Origin of the sequence: Pseudomonas sp. J380, assembly GCF_009827115.1 — a bacterium.
Taxonomy (GTDB): Bacteria; Pseudomonadota; Gammaproteobacteria; order Pseudomonadales; family Pseudomonadaceae; genus Aquipseudomonas; species Aquipseudomonas paracarnis.
In genome coordinates this window covers 3,473,464-3,498,849 of record NZ_CP043060.1, presented here as the reverse complement: position 1 = coordinate 3,498,849, position 25,386 = coordinate 3,473,464, and the positions used below count along the sequence as shown (strand labels likewise).

The window sequence follows — 25,386 nt, the reverse complement described above, 5'->3', positions numbered from 1 at the left end:
TCATTACCTATCTGGAATTGAGATGGGTTGAGCCATGAGCGTGCAATGGGATCTGGAGCAGATGCGGCTGTTTGTCAGCGTCGCCGAGCAGCGTTCGTTTTCTGCCGTGGCCCGTGGGCAGCGCAAGGCGCAATCGGCGGTCAGCAGTGGCATTGCCCTGCTGGAGGCGGACTTGGGCGTTGTCCTGTTCGAACGTAGCAGCGGCCGGCAACCGCGCCTGACCGAGGCCGGCAGTGTGTTGCTGGAGGAAGCGCGTGAGGTGCTGCGCCAGTGTGAGCGCCTCACGGGCCGGGCGTTGTCGTTGACCCGCGGCGAGGAAGCCTGCCTGCGCCTGGCTCAGGATGAGGCGATGTTGTTCCAGCCTGTGCTCGACAGCCTGGAGGCGCTGGCGGTGCACTACCCGCTTTTGGAGGTGCAGTTGTCCAGCGCGGCTCAGGGCGATGTGGCGCGCAAGCTGGTGGAGCGCAAGGCGGACCTGGGGCTGTTGTTCTATCACGACCAGATTCCCGAAGCCCTGGAGCGAAGGGTGGTGGGCAGTGTGGAAATGGTCACGGTGTGCGGAGTCAATCACCCGTTGGCCAAGGAGCAGTACGTGACGTGCCAACACCTGGCCCAGTTTCGGCAGTTGCTGATGTCGACCCAGACCAGCGTCTACCCCGGCAGCGAGGCGGCCAGCCCCTTGGTATGGCGTGCCGACAGCTTCTACGTATTGGCCGAATGGCTGATGAGTGGCCTGGGCTGGGCCTGGCTGCCTCGGCATATCGTGCAATACCCGACCTATCAGCAACAGATGGTCGAATTGGCCAGCGAATGGACCCCGCCCGCCCTGGTGGTGGAACTGGTGTGGCGCCGCGACGAGCACCTGGGGCCCGCCGCTCGCTTCTTGGCCAAACGTTTTGCCGAGTGCTTGCAGGCGATCGACTGAAAAAGCCGATAAACTCCGCCGCCATGAATAGAACTCTCTACAGCTGTCTGTTTTACCTGGCGCTGCCGTTGGTGGCTTTACGCTTGTGGTTGCGTGCGCGCAAAGCGCCGGCCTATGCCAAGCGGGTGGGCGAGCGGTTTTCCTATGGCTTGCCGGTGATGCGGCCCGGCGGGATCTGGGTGCACGCGGTGTCGGTCGGCGAAAGCATTGCCGCCGCCCCGATGATTCGCGGCTTATTGGAGCGTTATCCACAGCTGCCGATGACTGTCACCTGCATGACACCCACAGGTTCCGAGCGTATCCAGGCGCTATTTGCCAACGAACCGCGCATCCAGCACTGCTATTTGCCGTACGACTTGCCCTGCGCCGCCAAGCGTTTTCTCGACCGCGTGCAGCCTACGCTGGCGGTGATCATGGAAACCGAGCTGTGGCCCAACCATATCCATGCCTGCGCCCAGCGCGGTATCCCGGTGGCGCTGGCCAATGCGCGGCTGTCGGCGCGTTCGGCCAAGGGGTATGCGCGATTTGCCAAGCTGACGGCGCCGATGCTGGCAGAAATGAGCTTGTTCGCGGTACAGACCGAGACAGAGGCCGAACGTTTTCGCGGCCTGGGCGCACGGCCTGAAACCGTGGAAGTGACCGGCTCGATCAAGTTCGACCTGAGCATCGACTCTCAGTTGACGGCCCGCGCCGCCGCCCTGCGTGAACAATGGGGCGCCAGCGAGCGTCCGGTCTGGATCGCCGCCAGTACCCACGAAGGTGAAGACGACGTGGTGCTGGCAGCTCATCGCCAGTTGCTGGCGAACTATCCCAATGCACTGCTGATTCTGGTGCCCCGTCATCAGGAGCGCTTTGGCCCGACGTTTGAGCGCTGCGTGCAGCAAGGGTTTGCCACCGTGCGTCGCTCCAGCGGTGAGCCGGTCACCGAGCAAACCGCGGTGCTGCTTGGCGACACCATGGGCGAATTGCTGTTTCTTTACGCCCTGGCCGACAGCGCATTTGTCGGTGGCAGCCTGGTGCCGACCGGCGGGCACAACCCGCTGGAACCGGCGGCGCTGGGTAAGCCAGTGATCATGGGCCCGCATGTCTTCAATTTCCTCGACATCACCGCGATGATGCGCGACGCCGGGGCGTTGCGAGAGGTGGACGATGCCGATGGGCTGGCCGAGGCGGTGCGACAGTTGTTCGAATTGCCCCAGGACGCACGCAAAATGGCGCAGGCGGGGCTCAAGGTGATGCAGGCCAATCAGGGCGCGCTCAAGCGTTTACTGGACGGTTTGGACAAACTGATCAAACACTGACAACACCAACCCAATGTGGGAGCTGGCTTGCCTGCGATAGCATCACCTCGGTGTACCAGATATACCGAGGTGTCTGCATCGCAGGCAAGCCAGCTCCCACATGGGTTCGGCGGTGCGCTTAATAGCCGGGGCGGGCCTTGAGCTGTTCGGCAGCGGCTTTGGCCAGGTCCGGCGGCAGGAAGTCTTTGTCCGGGTTGTAGTCGGCCTTGAGATAGCGCGCCAGATCCTGCAAATCCCCCGGGTTGAGCGTGCCTGCCGCCTGCTTCAAGCGCAGGTTATCGAGGATGTAGTCGTAGCGGCTGTTGTTGTAGTTGCGCACTGACGCGTACAGCTGGCGCTGTGAGTCCAGCACGTCGACGATGTTGCGCGTACCCACCTGATAGCCGATTTCCGTGGCTTCCACCGCGCTCTGGTTGGAGATGATCGACTGACGGCGTGCCTGTACCTGCTCCACATCGGTGTTGACTGCACGGTGCAGGTTGCGGGTGTTTTCCACTACCTGGCGGCGCAGGCCTTCGCGCTGTTGTTCGGTCTGGTCGAGGCGCGAATAAGATTCGCGCACTTGCGAACTGGTGAGGCCGCCGCTGTAGATGGGGATGTTCAAGCGCAGGCCGACGGTGCGTTGCGACACATCGCCGCCGTACGGGATAGGCAACTGATTCGGGTTGCTGAAACCCAGGGCGTCGTTGTCGCCTTTTTCGTATTGCGCAACCGCATCGAGCGTCGGCAAGTGGCCGGCTTTGCGCTGCCGAAGGGTTTCTTCAGCGGCGGTTACCGCGTAATTGCTGGCGAGCAGGTTAAGGTTCTGACGCCCGGCAGTTTCGACCCAGGCCTTGGCGTCGTTCGGTGCCGGCGGCAGCACCGGCAGCGTGTGGACGATACCCTGAATCGAGTTGTATTGGCGGTTGGTCAGGGTGATCAGCGCTTCGAAAGCGTCGTCCACCTGACGCTGGGCCAGGATGCGGTTGGCCCGGGCAGTGTCGTAGCTGGCCTGGGATTGCAGCACATCGGTCTTGTCCGACAGGCCCACATCGAAGCGTTCGTTGGACTGGTCGAGCTGGCGCTTGAAGGCATTTTCTTCGGCCTTGGTCGACGCCAGGTTGTCCTGGGCGCGCAGCACGGCGAAGTAGCTCTCGGCACTTTGCAAAATCAGGTTCTGCTCGGAGGCCGACAGTTGCAGCGAGGCTTGCTCGTTAACGGCTTGGGCGGCTTGCAGCTGGAACCAGCGGTCGGCACGGAACAGCGGCTGGCTCAGGGTGGCCCGCCAGGAGTGGGCGTCACGGTTGGCCGTGGCGGCCGGTTGGTCGATCTGGGTACGTACGTTATTGCTGTCGGCGCCGGCCGACAGATTCGGCAGCAAACCTGCGCGGGCCTGGGGCACTACTTCTTTTTGCGCGCCGTACTGCGCACGGGCAGCGGCCAGGTCGGCGTTGTTGTTCGCCGCTTCCTGATAGACGCTGACCAGGTCGGTATTGGCGGACAAGGGCGCTTCAGCTGCCCAGACCAGTCCGTTGGTCGCACAAGACACGGCAACAGCCAGTGAGAGTTTGCGCAGCATGAGGCGATCCCTAGTAAGAATATTACGGTGATAATTCAGCGCCCAAGGCTAAGGCTGGCCATGCCTGGCGTCAAGCCTTGAGGCCGTGCCCGAGTGTAGTGGCCGTACCGTCACACAACAATCCCACGATCACGCCATTCATCACGCTGAATGCACCGCTATTGGCAATTTGCCCACGCCATGGTCTAGACTGGCAGCGTTCTTGTCGGGGTGCCTTGTTGGAAGGCTGAGATCGGTAAATACCGGATCCCGTTGAACCTGATCAGGTTAGCGCCTGCGTAGGGAACAAGATTTCTCGTCACCCGGCGAGTCCTCTTGTGCTTCGTCCGGGATGTTGTTCGACAATCGAACAGCCCTCGTGCGCCAAGCACAGCACTGGTTCCAGTGCGTCCGTCCGTCACAGGTTCGCTCCGACAAAAATCCACCGCCTGGATAAGTTGGAGAGCCTGTGATGAGTACAAAACTAAAAAATACCGTGCACCTGAGTGAATCGGCCAAGGTCGACTCCGGCTCCGTGCAGCCATTTACCCGCTCGCAAAAAATCTACGTGCAGGGCTCCCGCCCGGATATTCGCGTGCCGATGCGTGAAATCAGCCTGGACGTGACCCCCACTGAGTTTGGTGGCGAAATCAACGCCCCTGTAGTGGTCTACGATACCTCCGGCCCCTATACCGACCCCAATGTCATCATCGACGTGCGCAAAGGCTTGGCCGATGTGCGCTCGCCGTGGATCGAAGAGCGTGGCGACACCGAGCGGCTGGCCTGCTTGAGTTCACGCTACGGCCAGGAACGTCTGGATAACCCCGACCTGGCCTACCTGCGCTTTGCCCACCTGCAAAACCCGCGTCGGGCCAAGGCCGGCGCCAACGTCAGCCAGATGTACTACGCGCGCAAAGGCATCATCACGCCAGAAATGGAATACGTGGCCATCCGCGAAAACATGAAGCTTGAGGAAGCTCGCGCCAGCGGCCTGCTCAAGCAACAACATGCCGGGCACAGCTTCGGCGCCAGTATTCCGAAAATCATCACGCCCGAGTTCGTGCGCGAAGAAATCGCTCGCGGCCGCGCAATCATCCCGGCCAACATCAACCACACCGAGCTGGAACCGATGATTATCGGCCGTAACTTCCTGGTGAAGATCAACGGCAACATCGGCAACAGCGCCCTGGGTTCGTCCATTGAAGAAGAAGTGGCGAAGATGACCTGGGGCATTCGCTGGGGCTCGGACAACATCATGGACCTGTCCACTGGCAAGCATATTCATGAAACCCGCGAGTGGATTATCCGTAATTCGCCCGTGCCGATCGGCACCGTGCCTATCTACCAGGCCCTGGAAAAAGTCGACGGCGTTGCCGAAGACCTGACCTGGGAGCTGTTCCGCGACACCCTGATCGAACAGGCCGAGCAAGGCGTGGACTACTTCACCATTCACGCCGGCGTATTGCTGCGCTACGTGCCGCTGACCGCCAATCGCGTCACCGGCATTGTCAGCCGTGGCGGCGCGATCATGGCCAAGTGGTGCTTGGCCCATCACAAGGAAAACTTCGCCTACACGCACTTCGAAGAGATCTGCGAAATCATGAAGGCCTATGACGTCAGCTTCTCCCTGGGGGATGGTCTGCGTCCGGGGTCGGTGGCCGATGCCAACGACGCTGCGCAATTCGGTGAACTGGAGACTCTGGGCGAGCTGACCAAGATCGCCTGGAAGCACGACGTACAAACCATGATCGAAGGCCCCGGCCATGTGCCGATGCAACTGATCAAAGAGAACATGGACAAGCAGTTGGAGTGCTGCGACGAGGCGCCGTTCTACACCCTCGGCCCGCTGACCACTGATATTGCGCCGGGCTACGACCACATCACCTCAGGCATTGGCGCGGCGATGATCGGCTGGTTCGGTTGCGCCATGCTCTGCTACGTCACCCCCAAGGAGCACTTGGGCCTGCCGAACAAGGATGACGTGAAGACCGGGATCATCACCTACAAGATCGCGGCCCACGCGGCCGACCTTGCCAAAGGCCACCCTGGCGCGCAGATTCGCGATAACGCCCTGAGCAAGGCGCGCTTCGAATTCCGCTGGGAAGACCAGTTCAACCTCGGCCTGGACCCGGATACCGCACGGGCATTCCACGACGAGACGTTGCCCAAGGAATCTGCCAAGGTCGCGCATTTCTGCTCCATGTGTGGGCCTAAATTCTGCTCGATGAAGGTCACCCATGAGGTGCGTGAGTACGCGGCCAACCAGCGCATCGATGCGGTGGATGTGGATGTAGCCAAGGGCTTGGCCGAGCAGGCTGAGCGGTTCAAGCAGGAAGGTAGCCAGCTCTACAAGAAGGTCTGATCCCTAGGCGGCGGTGTCTGCACCGCCGTCATCGCGGGCAAGCCCGGCTCCCACAGTTGGCCTAAGTGGACACAGATTTTGTGTTCACAGCCGGTCCCCTGTGGGAGTCGGGCTTGCCCGCGATAGCGATCTGACAAACACCCAATCTCTCCCTGCAATAACAACCGATCAGCGGCGTGCCGGCACCAGCTCAGGCTTGATCACGCCGGTTAGGCGCGTATAGGGCAGGGTGATTTCGATCAGCCCCTGTGCGTAAGGGGCGATGGTGCTGACGTTGTACTTGAGCACCACGCCGCCGCTGGTCAGGGCCACGTTCGGGGTTTTCTGGAACGGCCAGCTCTTCACGAACTCCGGATCGCGATCCATCTTGGTGCTGATCAACCAGCTGTTGTGGGCAACTTTAGCGGTATTCCAGAAGGCCTGCTCCTGGCCGGGCAACAGCATGTCGGCCAGGGTCAGTTCCTTATGCAGAATCCGTGAATAGTTGATAAACCCGCGGCCTGGCTCGCCGTGGGCGACGCCGGTGTCCAGGTAACTGGACACTTCAACGATCACCAGTCCGTCATGCTGGTCACGTACCTTGGCTTGCAAGTACATGCCATGGCGGTCCGGCGACTCACGCAGGAAGGTGTTCCGGTAGGCGTTCAGGCTCGCCGGGACGCTGGCGCCAGGCGTGGTGCGGGTCATTTGCAGCAAACGCTGTTCCACCAGGCTGTCGAGTTGTGGCTCGGTGGGGAAATGCACGGTGTCGATGTTCACCAGCGGGCAGGCCGGGCTGTCACAGCCGGGCTTGATCTGCTCCGATTTGTCGGTGGTAACGTCCAGCGGCTTGAGATAGGCCGGTTGGAACAGGCTCTGGCAAGCACCCAGGGTCAAGGCAATACAGGCCACGGAGGCGATTTTTAAAAGCGACATGTGTGTCCTTCGTAAATCGATGGAAAGCGAAAAGAGTAGCGCTTGGACTGCCAACGTGGCCGCCAGTTCGCCACTAAACTGATTGCAGCGAGTTTGACGCTCGCCGCCTCTCCCGGCAACCGCAAAGGGGCTGCATCAACGGGCGTCGGCGCGTTAGGATGGCGCCCATTGCACGAGCTTAACGAGGGACACCATGACGGACATCGCGAAGTCGACGCCGAACAAGATCGAGATTGTTCAGCGTGACAATGCCTATAAAGGCTTCTACAAGCTCGATCGCGTGCAACTGCGCCACGAAAAATTTGACGGCGGCATGAGCCGGGTGATCAACCGCGAGGTGTTCGTGCGTCACGACGCCGTGTGCGTGCTGCCCTACGACCCGCTGCGCGATGAGGTGGTGTTGATCGAACAGTTCCGCGTCGGCGCCATGGGCCGCGCCGACAACCCCTGGCTGGTGGAGATGGTCGCTGGCCTGATTGACAAGGATGAGCAACCCGAGGAGGTTGCACACCGCGAGGCCGAGGAGGAAGCTGGGCTGACATTCTCCGCGCTGTGGCCGATCACCAAGTATTTCCCGTCGCCGGGCGGCAGTACTGAATTTGTCCACCTGTACCTGGGCCGATGCGACAGCTCGGGCGCGGGTGGTGTCCATGGATTGGAAGAAGAAGCAGAAGACATCCGCGTCACCGTCTGGGCATTCGAAGATGCCTTGCAGGCGGTGCGCGATGGCAAGATTTCCAACGCAGCCAGCATTATCGCCCTGCAATGGCTTGCGCTTAATCGCGCGGAAGTGAGGGGGTTATGGCAGTAAAGGCACGGGAACGTTATCGAGTTGACCTGATCGGGCTGCAAGCGGCCTGCGAGGCCAACTATGCGCGGCTGATGCGCCTGCTCCCCGACATGCGCCACGCCCCCCAGGCGCGGCGCATTGCTGTCACCCATGGCGACCAGATGCTCGGTGTGCTGACCCTGGAAGTCATTCTCACCTGCCCCTACACCACCACCCTGCGGGTACGCCAGGAACACAGCCTGCCGTGGTTGCCGGTGCCGCAACTGGAAGTACAGGTGTACCACGACGCGCGTATGGCCGAAGTGATCAGTGCCGAGCACGCACGACGCTTTCGCAGCATCTATCCTTACCCGAATGTGTTCATGCACCAGCCCGATGAGAAAGCACAGCTCAATGTGTTCCTCGGCGAATGGCTCAGCCACTGCCTGGCCTTGGGCCATGAGTTTGAAGTGGTGCGGTAGATGTGAACTGTGCCTGCTTCCTTGGGTTTCCTCTTTGTGTCCTGCCCCAGCATAATCGCGCCAAATGTCCATTCCTGTAGTTGCCAGGGAGAGCGCCTTGCCGAGCGTATCCGCCGTGAATCCTGATGCCGTGTTGCTGGTGCAGTTGTCCGACAGCCACCTGTTCGCCGACGCTGACGCCACGTTGCTGGGCATGAATACCCGTGAAAGCCTGCAGCGGGTGGTCGAGCTGGTGCGTGCGCAACAGCCGGCCATCGACCTGATACTGGCGACCGGCGACTTGTCTCAGGACGGCACGCTGGCGTCCTATCAGCAGTTTCGCGATTTGACCGCTCCCCTTGGCGCCCCGGCGCGCTGGATTCCCGGCAACCACGACGAACCGCAGGTCATGGCCCAGGCTGCCATGCACAGTGATTTGCTCGAACCGGTGGTGGATATCGGCAACTGGCGTATCACCCTGCTGGATTCGGCGGTACCCGGTTCGGTGCCGGGCTACTTGCAAGACGAGCAACTGCAACGGCTGGCGCAGGCCTTGAGCGAAGCGCCGGACCGCCATCACCTGGTGTGTTTCCACCATCATCCGGTGCCCATCGGTTGTGCGTGGATGGAGCCTATCGGCCTGCGCAACCCCGAGGCGCTGTTTGCCGTGCTTGAGCGCTTCCCGCAGACCAAGGCATTGCTTTGGGGCCACGTGCATCAGGAGATCGACGGCGACCGCAATGGTTTGCGGTTGCTGGCTTCGCCGTCCACCTGTATCCAGTTCTCGCCGGGAAGTGAGGATTTCCAGGTCAGCGAGCAGGCGCCGGGTTATCGCTGGTTGCGCTTGCATGGCGACGGACGGTTGGAGACGGGGGTGGAGCGTTTGGTGGGCTTCGCATTCACCGTCGATTACGGCAGCAACGGCTATTAAGACCTGCAAACACTGATCAAAGGGTGGGAGCTGGCTTGCCTGCGATGGCGGTGTACCTGGCGCTGACTCGTTGACTGAATCGCCGCCATCGCAGGCAAGCCAGCTCCCACATTGGGTCCGCTTCTGCCTGCATTCCCTGTAAACTGCGCCTCTTTGGCCCCAGCACGGAGAGCCCGGCATGTCCGCTTCGATCCTGTATATCCACGGTTTCAACAGTGCGCCGGCTTCCAACAAGGCCAGCCAGTTGACCACTGTGATGGGCACCCTCGGCCTGTCCGACCAGCTACGTGTACCGGCGTTGCATCACCACCCTCGTCAGGCGATTCTTCAATTGGAGCAAGCGATTGCGCAACTGGGCCGGCCACTGCTGGTCGGCAGCTCACTCGGCGGCTACTATGCAACCCATCTTGCAGAACGCCATGGTCTCAAGGCGTTGCTGGTCAACCCGGCGGTCAGTCCCCATCGGATGTTCGACGGTTACCTGGGCACCCAGAAGAACCTCTACACCGATGAGACCTGGGAATTGACACAGGACCACGTCACGGCCCTGGCCGAGCTGGAAGTACCGGCGCCCCAGGATGCGGCGCGTTATCAGGTGTGGTTGCAGACCGGGGACGAAACCCTGGATTATCGCCTGGCCCAACAGTATTACCGGGCCTGCGCCTTGCGCATCCAGGCCGGTGGCGACCATGGCTACCAGGGGTTCGCCCAGCAATTGCCGGCACTGTTGTGTTTTGCCGGCATTGGCGCAGATCAGTTTCAATCCTTCGATTTTTCGTCACTGTAAAAAATCGCAGGTCACTTTTTAATCGAACGACTCACGACGAGACCCCATGGCCACTCCCAGCGCTAGCTCTTATAACGCCGACGCCATCGAAGTCCTCTCGGGCCTCGACCCGGTGCGCAAACGCCCCGGCATGTATACCGACACCAGTCGGCCGAACCACCTTGCCCAGGAAGTCATCGACAACAGCGTCGACGAAGCCTTGGCCGGGCACGCCAAGTCGGTGCAAGTCATCCTTCACGCCGACCATTCCCTGGAAGTGTCCGACGATGGTCGTGGCATGCCGGTGGACATTCACCCCGAAGAGGGTGTGCCGGGCGTCGAGCTGATCCTTACCAAGCTCCATGCCGGCGGCAAGTTCTCCAACAAGAACTACCAGTTCTCCGGCGGTTTGCACGGTGTGGGTATTTCCGTGGTCAACGCGCTGTCGACCCTGGTGCGGGTCAAGGTCAAGCGCGACGGCAACGAGTACCAGATGACCTTCGCCGATGGCTACAAAGCCACCGACCTGGAAGTGATCGGTACCGTTGGCAAGCGCAACACCGGCACCAGCGTGTACTTTGCGCCGGACCCCAAGTATTTCGATTCGCCCAAATTCTCCATCAGCCGCCTCAAGCACGTGCTCAAGGCCAAGGCTGTGTTGTGCCCGGGCCTGCTGGTCAGCTTTGAAGACAAAGGCACCGGCGAGAAGGTCGAGTGGCACTACGAAGACGGCCTGCGTTCCTACCTGGAAGACTCGGTCAGCGACTTCGAACGCCTGCCCAACGAGCCGTTCTGCGGCAGCCTGTCGGGTAATAAAGAAGCGGTGGACTGGGCGCTGCTGTGGTTGCCCGAAGGTGGCGACAGCGTGCAGGAAAGCTACGTCAACCTGATCCCCACGGCCCAGGGCGGCACCCACGTCAACGGTTTGCGCCAAGGCTTGCTGGATGCCATGCGTGAGTTCTGCGAATACCGCAGCCTGTTGCCGCGCGGCGTCAAACTGGCGCCGGAAGACGTGTGGGAGCGCATCGCGTTCGTGCTGTCGATGAAGATGCAGGAACCGCAATTCTCCGGGCAGACCAAGGAGCGCCTGTCGTCCCGCGAGGCAGCGGCGTTTGTCTCTGGCGTGGTCAAGGACGCCTTCAGCCTGTGGCTCAACGAGCATCCCGAGCTGGGCCTGGCCCTGGCGGAGCTGGCGATCAACAACGCCGGCCGGCGCTTGAAGGCGAGCAAAAAGGTCGAGCGCAAGCGCATCACCCAGGGCCCGGCACTGCCGGGCAAACTGGCCGATTGCGCCGGGCAAGACCCGATGCGTTCCGAGCTGTTCCTGGTGGAAGGTGACTCCGCCGGCGGTTCCGCCAAGCAAGCGCGGGACAAGGAGTTCCAGGCGATCCTGCCGTTGCGCGGCAAGATCCTCAACACCTGGGAAGTCGACGGCAGCGAAGTGCTGGCCAGCCAGGAAGTGCACAACATCGCCGTGGCCATCGGGGTCGACCCGGGTGCAGCGGACATGAGCCAGCTGCGCTATGGCAAGATCTGTATCCTCGCCGACGCCGACTCTGACGGCCTGCACATTGCTACCTTGCTGTGCGCGTTGTTCGTTCAGCATTTCCGCCCGTTGGTGGATGCCGGTCACGTCTACGTCGCCATGCCGCCGCTGTACCGCATCGACCTGGGCAAGGAGATTTTCTACGCTCTGGACGAAGCCGAGCGCGATGGCATCCTCGACCGCCTGGTGGCCGAGAAGAAACGCGGCAAGCCACAGGTCACGCGATTCAAGGGCCTGGGTGAGATGAACCCGCCGCAACTGCGCGAAACCACCATGGACCCGAACACCCGGCGCCTGGTGCAGTTGACCCTGGAAGACTTCGCCGCTACCTCGGAAATGATGGACATGCTGCTGGCTAAGAAACGCGCTGGCGACCGCAAGACCTGGCTTGAATCCAAAGGCAACCTGGCCGAGGTTCTGGGCTGATGCGCACAGGCTTCGCCCTGGCGATCCTGATGTTGAGCGGGCTGGCGGTCACCCAGGTGGCCGCAGCCAGCGTGGCAGAGCTCAAGCTGGTCTCGGAACACCCGGTTGACGGCATGCGCGGTGGGAACCTGTCGGGCCTGGCGTTGTGTGGCAACGAGCTGTGGACGGTTTCGGACCGCGATGACGACCAGATTTACCGCCTGGATACCCGTGCGCCGACGTGGAGCGCGCAAGCGCTGAAGATCGACGTGCCTCCCGTGCCCGAGTCCGGCCTGCCTTGGGGCTTGCGTTCGCGCACCAAGGCCGCTTCGTTCATACGTGGTGGTGACCTGGACTTTGAAGGCATCAGCTGTGATGCCGCAGGCAACCGTTACATTGTCAGCGAAGCCCATGCCGCGGTGTTGCAGGTGCCCGCGATGGGCGCGCCGGAGTGGTTGAAAATCGCGCCGGGCATGGTGCGTGAAGCCAGGGCCAGTGGCATGTTGTTGCACTTTAATGCCTTGTTCGAAGGCTTGGCGGTAAACCCTGAAGGCAATCAGATCTGGCTGGCTGCCGAGCGTGAACGCCGTGGCCTGGTCTCGATCAAGCGTGGGCAGAGCGTATGGGATTGTGATGGCCGTTGTGTATTGTTGAGCGAGGCCGGCCAGGAAGTGCAGCCGGCGCAGTTCCCCAACGCCAAGGCCGTGTCCAAGGACTTTGCCGACTTGTCGCTGTTCAACGGCAAGCTGTTTACCCTGGAGCGCAATGCGTTCCAGATCTGCCGGCGCGACCCGCTCACGGCCAAGGTTGAGCTGTGCTGGTCGTTTGCCGACGAAACCCTGACGCCGCAGCGACGTTACCCACAGTCGTATGGCCTGGCTGAAGCCCTGTTGGTGGATGCCGACGGTGCCTGGGTCGGGATTGATAACAATTTCGGCCCGCGTGCCGATGGTGAAAAACGTCCGATGGTCTATCGTTTTGCCGCTCCGGATGGCGGCTGGAGTGCCCAGCCATGAGTCGAGATTTTTTTGAATTGAATCAGCGCAGCGGCAGTTCCGCTGCGCCTTACCCCATGATGAGGCCCGCATGAGTGACATCCTCGCAGACAGCTTAGATGGCGTAGAACGCCGGTCGCTGGCTGAATTCACCGAAAATGCCTACCTCAATTACTCCATGTACGTGATCATGGACCGTGCCTTGCCGCATATCGGCGACGGCCTGAAGCCCGTGCAACGGCGCATCATCTACGCCATGAGTGAGTTGGGCCTGGACGCCGATTCCAAGCACAAGAAGTCGGCGCGTACCGTCGGTGACGTGCTCGGTAAGTTCCACCCCCACGGCGATTCGGCGTGCTATGAAGCGATGGTGCTGATGGCCCAGCCGTTCAGCTACCGCTATACCCTGGTGGACGGCCAGGGTAACTGGGGGGCACCGGATGACCCCAAATCCTTCGCCGCCATGCGTTACACCGAGGCGCGGTTGTCGCGTTATTCCGAAGTGCTGCTCAGCGAGCTGGGCCAGGGCACTGCCGACTGGGGGCCGAACTTTGACGGCACCCTTGACGAACCCCTGGTGTTGCCGGCGCGTTTGCCGAATATCCTGCTCAATGGCACCACCGGTATCGCGGTCGGCATGGCCACCGACGTGCCGCCGCACAACCTGCGCGAAGTCGCCACCGCCTGCGTGCGCTTGCTCGATGAGCCCAAGGCTACGGTCGAGCAGCTCTGCGAGCATATCCAGGGCCCGGATTACCCGACCGAAGCAGAGATCATCACGCCGCGCGCCGACCTGCTGAAGATGTACGAAACGGGCAAGGGCTCGGTGCGTATGCGTGCCGTGTACCACATTGAGGACGGCGACATTATTGTGACGGCGCTTCCGCACCAGGTATCGGGTGCCAAGGTGCTGGAGCAGATCGCCGCGTTGATGCAGGCCAAGCCGTCGAAATTACCGCAAGTGGCCGACCTGCGTGACGAGTCCGACCATGAGAACCCGTGCCGTATCGTGATCATCCCGACCAACAGCCGGGTGGATCATGAAGTGTTGATGCAGCATTTGTTTGCCAGCACCGACCTGGAGTCCAGCTATCGGGTCAACGTCAATATCATCGGCCTGGACGGCAAGCCGCAGTTGAAGAACCTGCGCAATCTGCTGGTGGAATGGCTGGAGTTCCGTGTACAAACCGTGCGCCGCCGCCTGCAATTCCGCCTCGACAAGGTTGAGCGCCGCTTGCATCTGTTGGACGGTTTGCTGATCGCCTACCTCAACCTGGATGAAGTGATCCATATCATCCGTACCGCCGAGCATCCGAAGGCCGAGCTGATCGCGCGTTTCGAGCTGAGCGAAATCCAGGCGGACTACATCCTCGACACCCGCTTGCGCCAGTTGGCACGCCTGGAAGAAATGAAGCTGCGCGACGAGCAGGATGCACTGCTCAAGGAGCAAGCCAAGCTGCAAGCCCTGCTGGGCAGCGAAGCCAAGCTCAAGAAGCTGGTGCGTAGCGAACTGATCAAAGACGCCGAAACCTATGGCGATGACCGTCGCTCGCCTATCGTCGAGCGCGCTGAAGCCAAGGCCCTGACCGAAACCGAACTGTTGCCCAACGAGAAAATTACCGTCGTTCTGTCGGAAAAGGGTTGGGTTCGCTCCGCCAAAGGGCATGATATTGACGCCACCGGCCTTTCGTACAAAGCCGGTGATGGCTTCAAGACCGCTGCCGCCGGGCGTTCCAATCAGTTTGCGGTGTTTATCGACTCGACCGGGCGCAGTTATTCGGTGCCGGCCCATACCCTGCCGTCTGCACGGGGGCAGGGCGAGCCGTTGACCGGGCGCCTCACGCCGCCGCCGGGGGCGAATTTCGAGTGCGTGCTGTTGCCGGACGATGATTCGCTGTATGTCATCGCCTCCGACGCCGGTTACGGTTTCGTGGTCAAGGGTGAAGACCTGCAGGCCAAGAACAAGGCGGGCAAGGCGCTGTTGAGCCTGCCGAACAATGCCAAGGTGATCCTGCCAAGGCCGGTGGAGGATCGTGAAAGCAACTGGCTGGCGTCGGTGACCACCGAAGGGCGCTTGCTGGTGTTCAAGATCAGCGACTTGCCGCAGTTGGGCAAGGGTAAAGGCAACAAGATCATCGGGATTCCCGGTGACCGGGTGGCCAGTCGCGAGGAGTATGTGACTGACATCGCCGTGGTCCCGGAAGGCTCTACCCTGGTGCTCCAGGCCGGCAAGCGCACGTTGTCATTGCGCCCTGACGACCTTGAACACTACAAGGGTGAGCGTGGCCGGCGAGGTAACAAACTGCCACGAGGCTTCCAGCGAGTGGATGCCTTGCTGGTCGAAACGCCGGTTTAAGCGGTACTAGAGGCCTCGATCTACGATTTAACGCGTAGATCGATGCTTTCGCGCTGGAGTCATGGCGCATATTCACGGATGATATGGCCTTTCCAGCGCCGGCGTGGCCGAGCGTGTTCAGGTTATTTTTAGTATTACATTGTGGTTCGCCTTGTGGCAGCCACTTGGATGGGATGATGACTGCTCCACGCCTTCCTCTATTTTTGATGCTCGCTGGCCTTTTGGGGTTGGCGGGTTGCAGCACACATCAACCGGTGTCGCTGTACCAGCTGGACAGCGGAAGTCCGGCTCAGCCAGCCCAAACCGCTGGCATGGCAGTATTGCTGGGGCCGGTAGTCGTTGCCGATTACCTGCAACGCGAAACCCTGCTTCAACGTCAGAACGACGGCAGCCTGCAAGGTTCCACAGATGGTCGTTGGGCCGGTAGCCTGTCGTCGGATATCAACCAGTTGATGTTGCGTCAGGTCGCCGGCCAGTTAGACAGCCAGCGAGTAGTCCTGGCGCCGGGACCCTCCGGGTTCACCCCGGATGTACAGGTGTTGCTGACCATTACGCGGCTGGATTCCGGCAAGTCGCAACCGGCGATCCTGGATGCACAGTGGCGCCTGATCGACCGTCGCGGGCAGGTGCGGGACAACCGCATTGTGCACCTGCAGGAAGAACACGCCGGCACCACTGCGTCCCAGGTCCAGGCCCAGGGTGTGCTGTTGCAGCACTTGGCACAGCAGTTGTCGGTGGCGCTCAAACCACTGGCCAACCAGCCGCCGATTGCCGAAGCGCAGCCGCGTAAACAGGCCCCCGCCCAGGCCAAGCCTGCGGCCCCGGAAAAGCCGAAGATGCCGATGGCCACGCCGATTCGTACGGATCTGGAAGTGTTCAGGTTCTGATCTGAAATTTATTTTTGAAAAAGCCCGCCAAGCCCGCGGGCTTTTTCATGCCTGCTGTAAAACGCCAGCGCCTAATTCTGCGTACCTGTTAATTCTGACAGTATCCAGCTGCGCATAAGGTCTCTAGTGTGATTTCAGTCCTATCTCTTAAGGTACTGAACTCATGAAAAAAATATCGATCTTCCTCGCTTGGTTTTTTTGTAGTGCATTAAGTGTTGCTCTCATGGGCTGTAGCCATGAAGTTAATCGTGAATTTGGCGGCCTTGAAAATGATGAACTTCCGCCCGCCGAAGGTGAACTGTCAAGCTTGAGTCAGATAATCCGCCCTGTGACGGGCACCAAGAGGATGCTGGTCACGGTAACCCATTGGCAGGGAGAGCGAGTGTTGGACAGGGATCAGGTGGAGTTGCATACGCTGTCTACTGATCCTAATTCATTACGCTCTTATATTCTGGCTGCGTCCGGTGGAAAGCTGAAGTTGGAGGGGCGGGTAGTGGAGGCGACGTCTGGACCGAAGCCTGAGGGATGCTCTATGTCCACGTCTATCGCGGAGGGTCGCAAGACTGCCGAAAAGAATGGCCTTAATCCCGATGATTTCGACTATGAAATTAACATCGTTAACTGTGGCGGTGGCGCCTTGGCCTTTACCCCCGGTAGGCATGTTGGAGTGTTTGGCAAGGCAGGCTCACCGCATGTTTACAAGCACGAGCTTGGTCATAATTTAGGCTTTCGTCATGGGGGAAGCCTCATAGGCTGCCCCCGCAATGGCGCGTCTGTGAGTGCGCCTGTTGATTGCACTTACGTTGAGTATGGAGACACTGGTGACTCAGTGTCAGGTGGTGGCACGCTTTATCCTGCGGTCAGCCGCCGCTATGCCGGCTGGCTGGATGATGGCCAGGCGACGACTATCACGCGCACCGGCCTTTACAGTTTGAAGGTGTTGGGACGCGAAGGCCCGCAGCTGTACCTGATCAAGATCCCTGAAACCCATTCGCCCGGTGGGGCCTACTACCCGTTGTTGTCGCTCGAATACAGGAAACCTACGGTCTTTGATAACTTTCCGGAGAATGACAACCGGGTCAATGGCGTGTGGATGCGTTATGCGAGGGAGCAAGGCGTGCAGAATGTGCAGATTGATGCCACGCCAGAGACGCCAAGAACCAACGATCCTACCTTACTTACGGGGCAGACATTTGAGGACTCTTCCGGCAAGGTTAAAGTGCTTGTGTGCAGCGCCGGGCCGGACGAGGCGATAGTCGCGGTCGCGCTTGATGGGGCGGGTTTTCCTTACTGTACAACCACGGTCCCCGCTCCCGTCATTGCGGTCCCCCTCGAGGGGGCCAGCACCGGTAAACAGCCAGTGTTTGCCGGCACTGCCTGGCCTGGCGCACGTATTGAAATAGTAAATGCTTCCAAGCCCGCGGAAGTCGAGGGCACTGCCATTGCCGATGGCAACGGCAACTGGTCGGTGTACTCGCTGTCAGTGCATGATGTTGGCAGTTATTCCTATACCGCTCGACAAACTTTTGGGGGAAGAACCTCGGTGTTATCTGGCAATCGCAGCTTCAAGGTGGCTGAACTGAGCGTGCCTGCGGCAATAATCGAGACCCCCGCCCAAAATGTCGAAGTTGGCCGCCTGCCGCAAGTGTCAGGTACCGGTGTCCCTGGTGCTACTGTGGTGTTGCTTAAATCCTACGACCCTTACAATCCGCTGGCCACTACTAGGGTCGATGGCTATGGCCGCTGGTCAGTGCGCATAGAGCGCCCTCTACCGATAAGTCCACCCGCCTTTACCATGACCGGCTATCAAACCCTTGATGGAAAACGTTCGGGTTGGCTGGCGAACAGGACACTCAAGGTTGTTAATGTACCTGATCCGGCGATTATCCAAACGCCGGCCCAAAGCGTCAGAACGGGCCGCCGGCCTTTTGTGACAGGTACGGGTGTAGCAGGTGCTACTGTTGTGTTGATGCAGTCGTACAAACCTGAAAATATTTTAGCCACTACTACCGTCGATGGTTATGGGCGATGGGCCACGCAGGTTGATAATCCGCTGCCGATAAGCCCACCAGCCTTTACCATGACTGGATATCAGTCGATTGAGGGGAAAAGATCCGGTTGGTTGGCCAATAGAACTATCCAGGTTGTCGATGCTCCCGATCTGGCGATTATCGAAACCCCTGCACAAGGTGTGAAAACAGGACGTCGGCCAGTTGTGTCAGGTAGTGGTATTGCGGGCGCGACCGTCGTGTTGCTCAAATCGGGTGACCCGTATAACGCCTTGGCGACCACCACTGTCGATGGCTATGGACGCTGGTCGGTGCAGGTTGATCAGCCTCTGCCGGTCACAAACTCCTTTGTCATGACGGGCTATCAGCAGCTTGACGGTAAAATCGCCCGCTGGTTGGCGAATAGGACCTTCCAGGTAGTGCAGGTTCCCGATGCTCCGGTTATCGAAACCCCTGCCGAAAACCAGACCGTTGGCCGCCAGCCTCTTGTAAAAGGCAGTGGCGTTGTGGGGGCCGTGGTTGAGTTGAATCAGGAGAACAGGCCCGGAATTCCACTTGGGTACGCGGTTGTCGATGGTTTTGGACAATGGTCTGTCCAGATAGAAAGGCCGCTACCCGTCGGGTCCAACTTTAAAATGAGTGGGTATCAGCTTTTGGACCAGGTCAGGTCAGGCTGGATTCCACGCCGAACCATTAATGTCGTGGATAGCAAGAAAATCAAATAGTACTAAAAAGCCCGCAGGTGTTCGTTCTCTGCGGGCTTGTGATCATCAATGCATTAGTCTTGGAGTCGACCCTTGTTGCGGGTCTCATGCATCCGCGCCAATTGCCGCTCCAGCATCGACGGATACGGCTCCATCAAGCGCTCCACACAGCTGGCCCCTTCAGGGCTGGCAATCGGGCGGATACGTGCGCGTTGGCGGATCAACGTGTCCTCACTGATCTTGCGCTCCACCAACAGCAGGTTACGGCTGTGCTGGGACAAGGCCAGGGCATCCTGGGCGATTTCGGTCAGCAGCAGGTCGATCTGGCTGATGCCAAACAGGTCGTCACCCACGGTTAGACCCAGCTGCAGTTGCAGCGTAATGCCGCTGTCGGCCACTTCGATCTGCAGGGCATGGCCCAGGGCGCGCAACAGCTCGCCGCAGCAGATGGCATTGGTCAGGTAGTCCTCGCCGCTGTCTTCGCTGTGGAACAGCATCAGCGTGCTGCCATCGTTCAGGGTGTGCAGTTCGCTCTGGTAGAGCGAAGCGGCCTGGTCGAGGCAGTCGCGGTAGCGTTCGAGCAGTTCGGTCAGGCGGGCACGGGGCAGGCGGCGCAGTTGCTCCTGGGCGCCCAGTTGCACGGCGAGTACGGCACTGTGCTGTGGCTCGGCGTTCTTGACCGCAACGGGTTTGGGCGCAGCGACTGGGGCGGCTGCCGAGGTGTCGCGCAGGTCGGCGAACGGGTCTTCGTCGTCCAGCTCGTCTTCCTCGGCCTTGATCACATGGCGCGGCGCAGGCTTGAGGCCGGCCACCGGGGCGCTTTCGTCGAAGCCTGGGTCGCGCAGGTCGCGCACTTCAAACTCAGGCTCGTCATTGTAGTCCTCGGTGTCGTCGTACTCAGGCTCGGGCTCGACTTCAGGCGCTTTTGGCTCCGGGGCAAAGCTGGCGTGGAGCTGACGCGCGAGGTCGCCGATTTCGTCCTGGCGATCGGTGGCCGGGGTGTGTTCGTCGATATCCCGCAGCCAGATGCGCAGTTGCATCAACGGCGTGGAGATATGCCGGCCCAGGCGCAGGCTCAAGGCCAGGGCCAAGGCCAGTAGGATCGCGCTCAGAATGCCCATGCTTTGCAGGCTGATGGTCATCGGCTGCTGGAACTGTTGCATATCAAGGCTGATACGCAGTTGGCCGGCCTTCACGTCCTGGAACGTGATATTGCTCTGATACAGGCCTTCGGCCTCACCGAGCAGGCCGTTTTTCGGGCGCTGCCCGGCCTCGGCCATGATCCGGTTGTCCACGCTATAGATGGCGGCGTGGGCCACCAGCGGGTTCTTGGTCAGGTTGTTGAGCAATACGTTGAGGCTGAGGATGTCGTTGGACACCAGCAACTCAGTCGCCGAAGTGGCAGTCTGGGTTGTCAGGCTCGCGCCCAGGGCGTCAGCTTGCTCGTGCATGGCCTGCTTGAACTGCAAACCCATCACGCAGGCGTAGATCACCAGGGCCAGAGCGACCAGGATCACGTTATGGCTGGCGATGCGCAATGCAATCGGTACACGGCGATGGCGCAGTGCCCGGAAGATCAGCAGGAAGAAGTTATCGGTTTTTACTGGCGTGGGCCGGTTCACTTGCGCTCGGCTCTTGGTCCGTGAAGTTGACGCGCAGTATAGCGACAGGCCCCTGGCCGGCAAAGCGCTGGCTGTGCCCGATGGTCACTGAAAGTGGGTAGAATGCGGTTTTTTTCCAGCCTGGGGGTGCGCTTTGCGCGAAATTGTCCTGATCAACATCACGGGTGAAGACCGACCGGGTCTCACCGCAGCCATTACCGGCGTCCTGGCCCAGGGTGGTGTGAACATTCTCGACATCGGCCAGGCAGTGATCCACGACACCTTGTCGTTCGGCATCCTGGTGGAGATCCCCAGCACCGAACAGGCCTCCTCGGTACTCAAGGACATCCTGTTTACGGCGTATAAGCTCGATCAACAGGTACGTTTCACCCCGGTGTCCGAAGCTGACTACCAGCACTGGGTCGAAGGCCAGGGTAAAAAGCGCCATATCGTCACCCTGTTGACCCGCAAGGTAACGGCTGAGCAGTTGCAGCGCGTCAGTTCGATCACCGCGCAATACGGATTGAATATCGACCATATCGACCGTCTGTCGGGTCGCATGCCCTTGGACACTCCGGCTGACAAAGGCAAGGGCTGCATCGAGTTCTCCGTGCGCGGTGAACCGGCTGACGCGCAAGCGCTACGCGCCGATTTCCTGAGCGTGGCCCAGGAACTGAATGTCGATATCGCCTTCCAGGAAGACTCCCTGTTCCGTCGCAATCGCCGCTTGGCGGTGTTCGACATGGACTCCACCTTGATCGAAGCCGAAGTCATCGACGAGCTGGCCAAGGCGGCCGGTGTGGGCGAGCAAGTCTCGGAGATTACCGAGCGCGCGATGGCCGGCGAGCTGGATTTTCGTGCCAGCTTCAAGGAGCGTCTGGCGCTGCTCAAAGGCTTGGACGTTGGCGTGCTGGATTCGATCGGCGCGTCGCTGCGCCTGACTGAAGGCGCCGAAACCCTGTTCGCCGAACTCAAGCGCCTGGGCTACAAGACCGCCATCCTGTCCGGCGGCTTCACTTACTTTGCCAAGCAGTTGCAGGCCAAGCTGGGCATTGACTATGTATTCGCCAACGAGCTGGAAGTGGTGGATGGCAAAGTGACTGGCGTCGCGGTGGAGCCGATTGTCGACGCCCAGCGCAAGGCCGACCTGCTCAAGGAATTGGCCCATAAGGAAGGCTTGCGCCTGGAGCAGACCATTGCGGTCGGCGACGGCGCCAATGACTTGCCGATGCTGGCGATTGCCGGGTTGGGCGTGGCCTTTCGCGCCAAACCGTTGGTCAAGCAGTCAGCCAAGCAGGCGATTTCGACCTTGGGGTTGGATGGCGTGTTGTATCTGCTGGGCCTGCGTGACCGAGACGGTCAGCTATAAGCCGATCTCACTGTCACTGATCGTTCCCACGCTCCGCGTGGGAGCGCCTCCAGTGACGCTCTGCGTCACGCTTTGGGCGCAGAGCGCCTCGGGCTGCATTCCCACGCGGAGCGTGGGAGCGATCAACTGCAATATCAGGCTTTAGCAGCGGCGATGCCCTGGCCCATCTGCACCGGCGTACCCGCTGCCAGTTCTTCAGCCCACTTCACCTGGTCCGGGCCGAACAACACGATGGCGGTCGATCCCAGTTTGAAGCGACCCAGCTCCGCACCTTTCTCCAGATAAATCGGCGCGCGGGCCGCTTCGTCGTAGCGGAAGGTTTTCAGCTCGCGTTTCGGCGGCGTTACCAAACCGGCCCACACGGTTTCAATCGACGCAACGATCATCGCACCTACCAACACCACGGCCATCGGGCCGCGTTCGGTGTCGAACAAGCAGACAACGCGCTCGTTACGGGCGAACAGCTCCGGCACGTTTTCGGCGGTGGTCTGGTTGACCGAGAAAATCCGCCCTGGCACATACACCATCTCGCGCAGGGTACCGGCCAGTGGCATGTGCACCCGGTGGTAGTCCTTGGGCGACAGGTAAATAGTCGCGAAGTCCCCGCCCATGAACGGCGCAGCCATTGCCGCATCGCCACCGAGCAGTTCCAGCACGCTGAAGCTGTGGCCCTTGGCCTGGAAGATACGACCATGTTCGATCGGGCCTAGCTGGCTGACCGCGCCATCGGCAGGGCTCAGCACTGCGCCTGGGGTTGGATCCAACGGACGGGCGCCGTCTTTCAGCGCGCGGGTGAAGAAGGCGTTGAAGTGCTCGTAGGCGGTCAGGTCTTCCACCAGGGCCTGGGACATGTCCACCTGGTAGCGCTTGGCGAACCAGGCAGTGAAGGCGTTCTTGAACCAGCGCACGCGGCACTCGGCGATACAGCCGGCCAGGCGCGACAGCAAGTGGTGCGGCAGCAAGTACTGGCTGAGGATAAACAACTGCTTTTTCATAACTGTCCTTAAACCTTAAATCTCAACGGGGGTGTCGGGGTGGTTGCCCCATTCGCCCCAGGAACCGGCATAACCTTTGACTCGCGGATAACCGAGCGCCTTGGCCACCAGGTAGGTGAAGCCAGAGCGGTGGTGAGTCTGGCAGTGGGTGATGATTTCTTTGTCTTTGGTCAGCCCGAGGTCTTCGAGGATTTGCGGCATGTCACGGCGGATACGCAGGTTGCGCGCCTTGTCCATGCCGGCGGTCCATTCGAAGTTCACCGCGCCGGGAATGTGGCCGCCCTTGGCTGCGAGCACTTTCTCGCCGGAATACTCCAGCGGGCCACGAGCGTCCCAGATCCCCAGGTCGGCCGCGCCGAGACGGCTTTGCAGGTATTCACGGGTGGCGGTAGGGCCGTCGTGCAGCGTAAGGCTGACCGGGCCGCCGGCTGCTGGGGGCACATCGGTGGAAAGCGGGTGCCCTTCCTCCAGCCAAGCCAGCAGGCCACCGTCGAGGTAGTGATATTTCTGGTGGCCGATCACGTCGAGCATCCAGATAAAACGCCCGGCCCAACCGCCGCCTTCGTCGTCGTAGACCACATAGGTGGCGTCCGGGGTGTGGCCCAGTTCGCCGAACAGTTTTTCCAGGTCGGCCTTGCTTGGTAGCAGGCCGGGTGCCGGTGGCTGTCCCAGTTGGGTGCGCTTGGGGTCAACGAAATGCGCGCCGGGGATATGCCCTTCGGCGTAGCGGGCGACACTGGTGAGGTCTACCAGTATCAAGTGCTTGGAATCGAGGCGACCCAACAGGTCGGCGGATTCGATCACCAGCGGCAAGCCAGAGAAGTCAGGCATGTGAGGTCTCCTGGGCACAAATGTTGGCGATAAAGGCCGGTGATTGTAGCGCAAGCATCAGGCGCTGCGGTTGGTAAAGCTGTGCAGGGCTTTCTCGATGCATTGGGCGGTTTTGCCGAACGCTTGCACGGTGGTTTCCGAGAGCGGCCCGCCGCCCTGGTCCGCCACGATCAGCATGACCACACGGCCGTTGCAGCTCAGTGAGCGCAGTAGCAGATGCTCGCCAATAAACAGACGACGCAGGATCGGTGGCAGCAATGCGGAAAACTGCGCATGGTTGTCGGGGTTCAGGCGTACCTGGGCGGACTTTTCCAGCAGGCGTTGCAGCAGTGTGCTGTTCACCACATCCAGGCTCAGGTGAGCCGCGTCCTTGGGCAGGCCGTCGGCCTGGTGTACACGCAAGGTGCTCAAGGCGCGATCTGCCATGAATATCAGTACCCGCTGCATGCCACTGGCGACCAGGGCTTCCTTGGCGCAAGTGGTCAGGTGCATGGCGTTGGCAAAGCGGCTCGGCTCCACCAGCAACTCGGTGCAGCGCGTGCGCCACGCGGCCAAGGCTTCGGCCGTGGGCGGTGGTGCAGGCAGCAAGCCGCGATGGACTTTGTGCACATGCCACGGCCAGATCAGCGACAGCGCCGGGTGCCAGAGGTCGGGCATCAAGGTGGTGCGAGCGCTGGTCACCGCTTGCTGGTGGGCTTGCTGTTGCACATCGCTCAATGGCGTTTGCAGGTACAGCGCCGTCAGGTATTGCCAGCGCTCTGTGTGCGGGCAGGTCCAGGATTCCTGGGCCGACATCGCCAGGCCGTTGGCCAGCAACACGGTATTGGCCGGCTGGTTCAGCCAGCGTCGCAGGTTGGGCTCGGCATCGAGCAATTGCTGGTGACGCAGGGCATCGTCTTGACGGGCAATGTGCAGCGCCTTGACCAGCAGGCGTTGCTCGGCCAACAGCAACTTGTAGCCCTGTGAAACCCAGATCGGCAGGTGCCAGGCTTCGGTCAGGCCCAGGCACAGGTCGAGCAAGCGCACGCCGAATAGCTGTTGCTCGACCTGGCGTGCCGATTGGCCTTTATGGATCACCCGCAACTCCCACTCTTCCAAAAGCTTGGGGTAGGCGACGGCCATCGGCCACAGTGGCGACAAAAACAGCAGGCTGCCCCAGTGGATGTCCTGCCACAACCGCGCCAGGCGACTGCCGAACAAACCGTTAGCTTGCTGGGATGCGTGCTGGCTGATCAGCAACAGCTGACGCAAGGCCACGGGGATTTCCTGGGCGGGTACCGAAGGCAGGCGCGCCAACAGCTCTTCGGCACGTTTGAGGCCAAGACGGTTAAGTGCGACTTCAAGGTTTTCCGCAGGTTCGGCCAGGCTGCCGTGGGCTTGGCTGTTGGCTTCGCGCATCACACTCAGCACCAGGGCCGGACTGTTTTGCATCAACTCAGCAATATCTCGCAATGAACTGCGGCTATCGCGAATAGCTTTGCACACGCGTTCATGGCTGGCCTGGGGCACGGGCAGCAGCACGTCGTCCAGGCACTTGATCCAAGCGGCGAGGGTAGTGGGGCGGTTTGTTGGGACTGTCGTTTCAATTGCCATGATTGGGGCGCGATCATCACTTGCGTTCAACACGCCCGGAACGGGCCGAATTGGCTTTTCGCCTTAACGGGCTATAGTCTGGCGCAGTTTTGCCGATAAGTAGAACAAGAGTTTTCTGCTGCACCCCA

The 25,386-nt window shown here is 60.7% G+C and carries 19 protein-coding genes and 1 riboswitch; of the genes, 13 read left to right on the top strand and 6 right to left on the bottom strand.

Annotated elements, in window-relative coordinates:
* Positions 1 to 34: 34 nt before the first annotated feature.
* Both FXO12_RS15900 and waaA read left to right on the top strand, forming a co-directional pair.
* Positions 35 to 925 carry a LysR family transcriptional regulator gene (locus tag FXO12_RS15900; RefSeq protein WP_014716644.1) on the top strand — a complete coding sequence of 297 codons (891 nt, stop codon included), beginning with the start codon at positions 35 to 37 and terminating at the stop codon, positions 923 to 925.
* 23 nt (positions 926 to 948) lie between these two features.
* Entirely contained in the window at positions 949 to 2,226 is a 1,278-nt protein-coding gene (gene waaA / locus FXO12_RS15895) for a lipid IV(A) 3-deoxy-D-manno-octulosonic acid transferase (RefSeq protein ID WP_057975430.1), read from the top strand.
* A gap of 118 nt (positions 2,227 to 2,344) precedes the next feature.
* Here the strand turns inward: waaA and FXO12_RS15890 are convergent, their stop codons facing one another.
* Positions 2,345 to 3,784, bottom strand: a complete 1,440-nt coding sequence (locus tag FXO12_RS15890; protein ID WP_032893875.1) for a TolC family outer membrane protein — start codon at positions 3,782 to 3,784, stop codon at positions 2,345 to 2,347.
* Positions 3,785 to 3,980: 196 nt separating this feature from the next.
* Positions 3,981 to 4,086, top strand: a riboswitch (TPP riboswitch).
* A 149-nt stretch (positions 4,087 to 4,235) separates the two neighbouring features.
* On the opposite strand from FXO12_RS15890, the gene thiC reads away from it, so the two are divergent.
* On the top strand, positions 4,236 to 6,125 hold the full coding sequence (gene thiC / locus FXO12_RS15885; RefSeq protein ID WP_057975431.1) for a phosphomethylpyrimidine synthase ThiC: 1,890 nt from the start codon (positions 4,236 to 4,238) through the stop codon (positions 6,123 to 6,125).
* Between the two features lie 168 nt (positions 6,126 to 6,293).
* Here thiC and FXO12_RS15880 read toward each other — a convergent pair whose 3' ends face one another.
* The gene (locus FXO12_RS15880) at positions 6,294 to 7,040 is read right to left on the bottom strand and encodes an RsiV family protein (protein WP_054896254.1); all 747 of its coding nucleotides are present in this window, start codon (positions 7,038 to 7,040) and stop codon (positions 6,294 to 6,296) included.
* Between the two features lie 193 nt (positions 7,041 to 7,233).
* Here FXO12_RS15880 and FXO12_RS15875 point away from each other — a divergent pair, with 193 nt between their 5' ends.
* From FXO12_RS15875 to FXO12_RS15835, 9 genes are all read left to right on the top strand, one after another.
* Complete coding sequence (locus tag FXO12_RS15875; RefSeq protein ID WP_034125636.1) at positions 7,234 to 7,851, top strand: NUDIX domain-containing protein; 618 nt, start codon at positions 7,234 to 7,236, stop codon at positions 7,849 to 7,851.
* Positions 7,842 to 8,291, top strand: a complete 450-nt coding sequence (locus FXO12_RS15870; RefSeq protein ID WP_003188022.1) for a DUF1249 domain-containing protein — start codon at positions 7,842 to 7,844, stop codon at positions 8,289 to 8,291. The genes FXO12_RS15875 and FXO12_RS15870 overlap by 10 nt, the downstream gene beginning before the upstream one ends.
* A gap of 97 nt (positions 8,292 to 8,388) precedes the next feature.
* A complete protein-coding gene (cpdA, locus tag FXO12_RS15865; RefSeq protein WP_057975432.1) occupies positions 8,389 to 9,201 on the top strand; it encodes a 3',5'-cyclic-AMP phosphodiesterase in 813 nt (270 codons plus the stop codon).
* A 178-nt stretch (positions 9,202 to 9,379) separates the two neighbouring features.
* Positions 9,380 to 9,988 (top strand): YqiA/YcfP family alpha/beta fold hydrolase, encoded by a 609-nt coding sequence (locus tag FXO12_RS15860; RefSeq protein ID WP_014716651.1) that lies wholly within the window; start codon positions 9,380 to 9,382, stop codon positions 9,986 to 9,988.
* A gap of 46 nt (positions 9,989 to 10,034) precedes the next feature.
* The gene (gene parE / locus FXO12_RS15855) at positions 10,035 to 11,939 is read left to right on the top strand and encodes a DNA topoisomerase IV subunit B (RefSeq protein ID WP_003188026.1); all 1,905 of its coding nucleotides are present in this window, start codon (positions 10,035 to 10,037) and stop codon (positions 11,937 to 11,939) included.
* The gene (locus FXO12_RS15850) at positions 11,939 to 12,934 is read left to right on the top strand and encodes an esterase-like activity of phytase family protein (protein WP_057975433.1); all 996 of its coding nucleotides are present in this window, start codon (positions 11,939 to 11,941) and stop codon (positions 12,932 to 12,934) included. The genes parE and FXO12_RS15850 overlap by 1 nt, the downstream gene beginning before the upstream one ends.
* Positions 12,935 to 13,004: 70 nt before the next feature.
* Entirely contained in the window at positions 13,005 to 15,269 is a 2,265-nt protein-coding gene (parC, locus tag FXO12_RS15845; RefSeq protein ID WP_020301636.1) for a DNA topoisomerase IV subunit A, read from the top strand.
* 173 nt (positions 15,270 to 15,442) lie between these two features.
* Entirely contained in the window at positions 15,443 to 16,156 is a 714-nt protein-coding gene (locus tag FXO12_RS15840; RefSeq protein WP_032873461.1) for a membrane integrity-associated transporter subunit PqiC, read from the top strand.
* Positions 16,157 to 16,319: 163 nt separating this feature from the next.
* Positions 16,320 to 18,890, top strand: a complete 2,571-nt coding sequence (locus FXO12_RS15835; protein WP_057975434.1) for a hypothetical protein — start codon at positions 16,320 to 16,322, stop codon at positions 18,888 to 18,890.
* Positions 18,891 to 18,943: 53 nt separating this feature from the next.
* On the opposite strand, the gene FXO12_RS15830 is transcribed toward FXO12_RS15835, so the two are convergent.
* Positions 18,944 to 20,491, bottom strand: coding sequence for a HAMP domain-containing protein (locus FXO12_RS15830; protein ID WP_034125640.1), 1,548 nt, complete (start codon positions 20,489 to 20,491; stop codon positions 18,944 to 18,946).
* 133 nt (positions 20,492 to 20,624) lie between these two features.
* Between FXO12_RS15830 and serB the strand changes: the two genes are divergently transcribed.
* Positions 20,625 to 21,839: a phosphoserine phosphatase SerB gene (serB, locus tag FXO12_RS15825; RefSeq protein ID WP_003188034.1), complete on the top strand. Its 1,215-nt coding sequence runs from the start codon at positions 20,625 to 20,627 to the stop codon at positions 21,837 to 21,839.
* Between the two features lie 134 nt (positions 21,840 to 21,973).
* Here serB and asd read toward each other — a convergent pair whose 3' ends face one another.
* The 3 genes from asd to FXO12_RS15810 are packed head-to-tail and all read right to left on the bottom strand — an operon-like array spanning position 21,974 to position 25,258.
* Positions 21,974 to 22,834, bottom strand: coding sequence for an archaetidylserine decarboxylase (gene asd, locus FXO12_RS15820; RefSeq protein WP_057975435.1), 861 nt, complete (start codon positions 22,832 to 22,834; stop codon positions 21,974 to 21,976).
* A 15-nt stretch (positions 22,835 to 22,849) separates the two neighbouring features.
* Positions 22,850 to 23,665: a rhodanese-like domain-containing protein gene (locus FXO12_RS15815; RefSeq protein ID WP_014716657.1), complete on the bottom strand. Its 816-nt coding sequence runs from the start codon at positions 23,663 to 23,665 to the stop codon at positions 22,850 to 22,852.
* 57 nt (positions 23,666 to 23,722) lie between these two features.
* A complete protein-coding gene (locus tag FXO12_RS15810; protein WP_057975436.1) occupies positions 23,723 to 25,258 on the bottom strand; it encodes an HDOD domain-containing protein in 1,536 nt (511 codons plus the stop codon).
* Between the last annotated feature and the right edge of the window lie 128 nt (positions 25,259 to 25,386).

Excerpts from the sequence above, each read along its gene's own strand:
- FXO12_RS15900 (WP_014716644.1), top strand. The coding sequence starts at position 35 with ATGAGCGTGCAATGGGATCTGGAGCAGATGCGGCTGTTTGTCAGCGTC.
- waaA (WP_057975430.1), top strand. The coding sequence starts at position 949 with ATGAATAGAACTCTCTACAGCTGTCTGTTTTACCTGGCGCTGCCGTTG.
- FXO12_RS15890 (WP_032893875.1), bottom strand. The coding sequence starts at position 3,784 with ATGCTGCGCAAACTCTCACTGGCTGTTGCCGTGTCTTGTGCGACCAAC.
- thiC (WP_057975431.1), top strand. The coding sequence starts at position 4,236 with ATGAGTACAAAACTAAAAAATACCGTGCACCTGAGTGAATCGGCCAAG.
- FXO12_RS15880 (WP_054896254.1), bottom strand. The coding sequence starts at position 7,040 with ATGTCGCTTTTAAAAATCGCCTCCGTGGCCTGTATTGCCTTGACCCTG.
- FXO12_RS15875 (WP_034125636.1), top strand. The coding sequence starts at position 7,234 with ATGACGGACATCGCGAAGTCGACGCCGAACAAGATCGAGATTGTTCAG.
- FXO12_RS15870 (WP_003188022.1), top strand. The coding sequence starts at position 7,842 with ATGGCAGTAAAGGCACGGGAACGTTATCGAGTTGACCTGATCGGGCTG.
- FXO12_RS15860 (WP_014716651.1), top strand. The coding sequence starts at position 9,380 with ATGTCCGCTTCGATCCTGTATATCCACGGTTTCAACAGTGCGCCGGCT.
- parE (WP_003188026.1), top strand. The coding sequence starts at position 10,035 with ATGGCCACTCCCAGCGCTAGCTCTTATAACGCCGACGCCATCGAAGTC.
- FXO12_RS15850 (WP_057975433.1), top strand. The coding sequence starts at position 11,939 with ATGCGCACAGGCTTCGCCCTGGCGATCCTGATGTTGAGCGGGCTGGCG.
- parC (WP_020301636.1), top strand. The coding sequence starts at position 13,005 with ATGAGTGACATCCTCGCAGACAGCTTAGATGGCGTAGAACGCCGGTCG.
- FXO12_RS15840 (WP_032873461.1), top strand. The coding sequence starts at position 15,443 with ATGATGACTGCTCCACGCCTTCCTCTATTTTTGATGCTCGCTGGCCTT.
- FXO12_RS15835 (WP_057975434.1), top strand. The coding sequence starts at position 16,320 with ATGAAAAAAATATCGATCTTCCTCGCTTGGTTTTTTTGTAGTGCATTA.
- asd (WP_057975435.1), bottom strand. The coding sequence starts at position 22,834 with ATGAAAAAGCAGTTGTTTATCCTCAGCCAGTACTTGCTGCCGCACCAC.
- FXO12_RS15815 (WP_014716657.1), bottom strand. The coding sequence starts at position 23,665 with ATGCCTGACTTCTCTGGCTTGCCGCTGGTGATCGAATCCGCCGACCTG.
- FXO12_RS15810 (WP_057975436.1), bottom strand. The coding sequence starts at position 25,258 with ATGGCAATTGAAACGACAGTCCCAACAAACCGCCCCACTACCCTCGCC.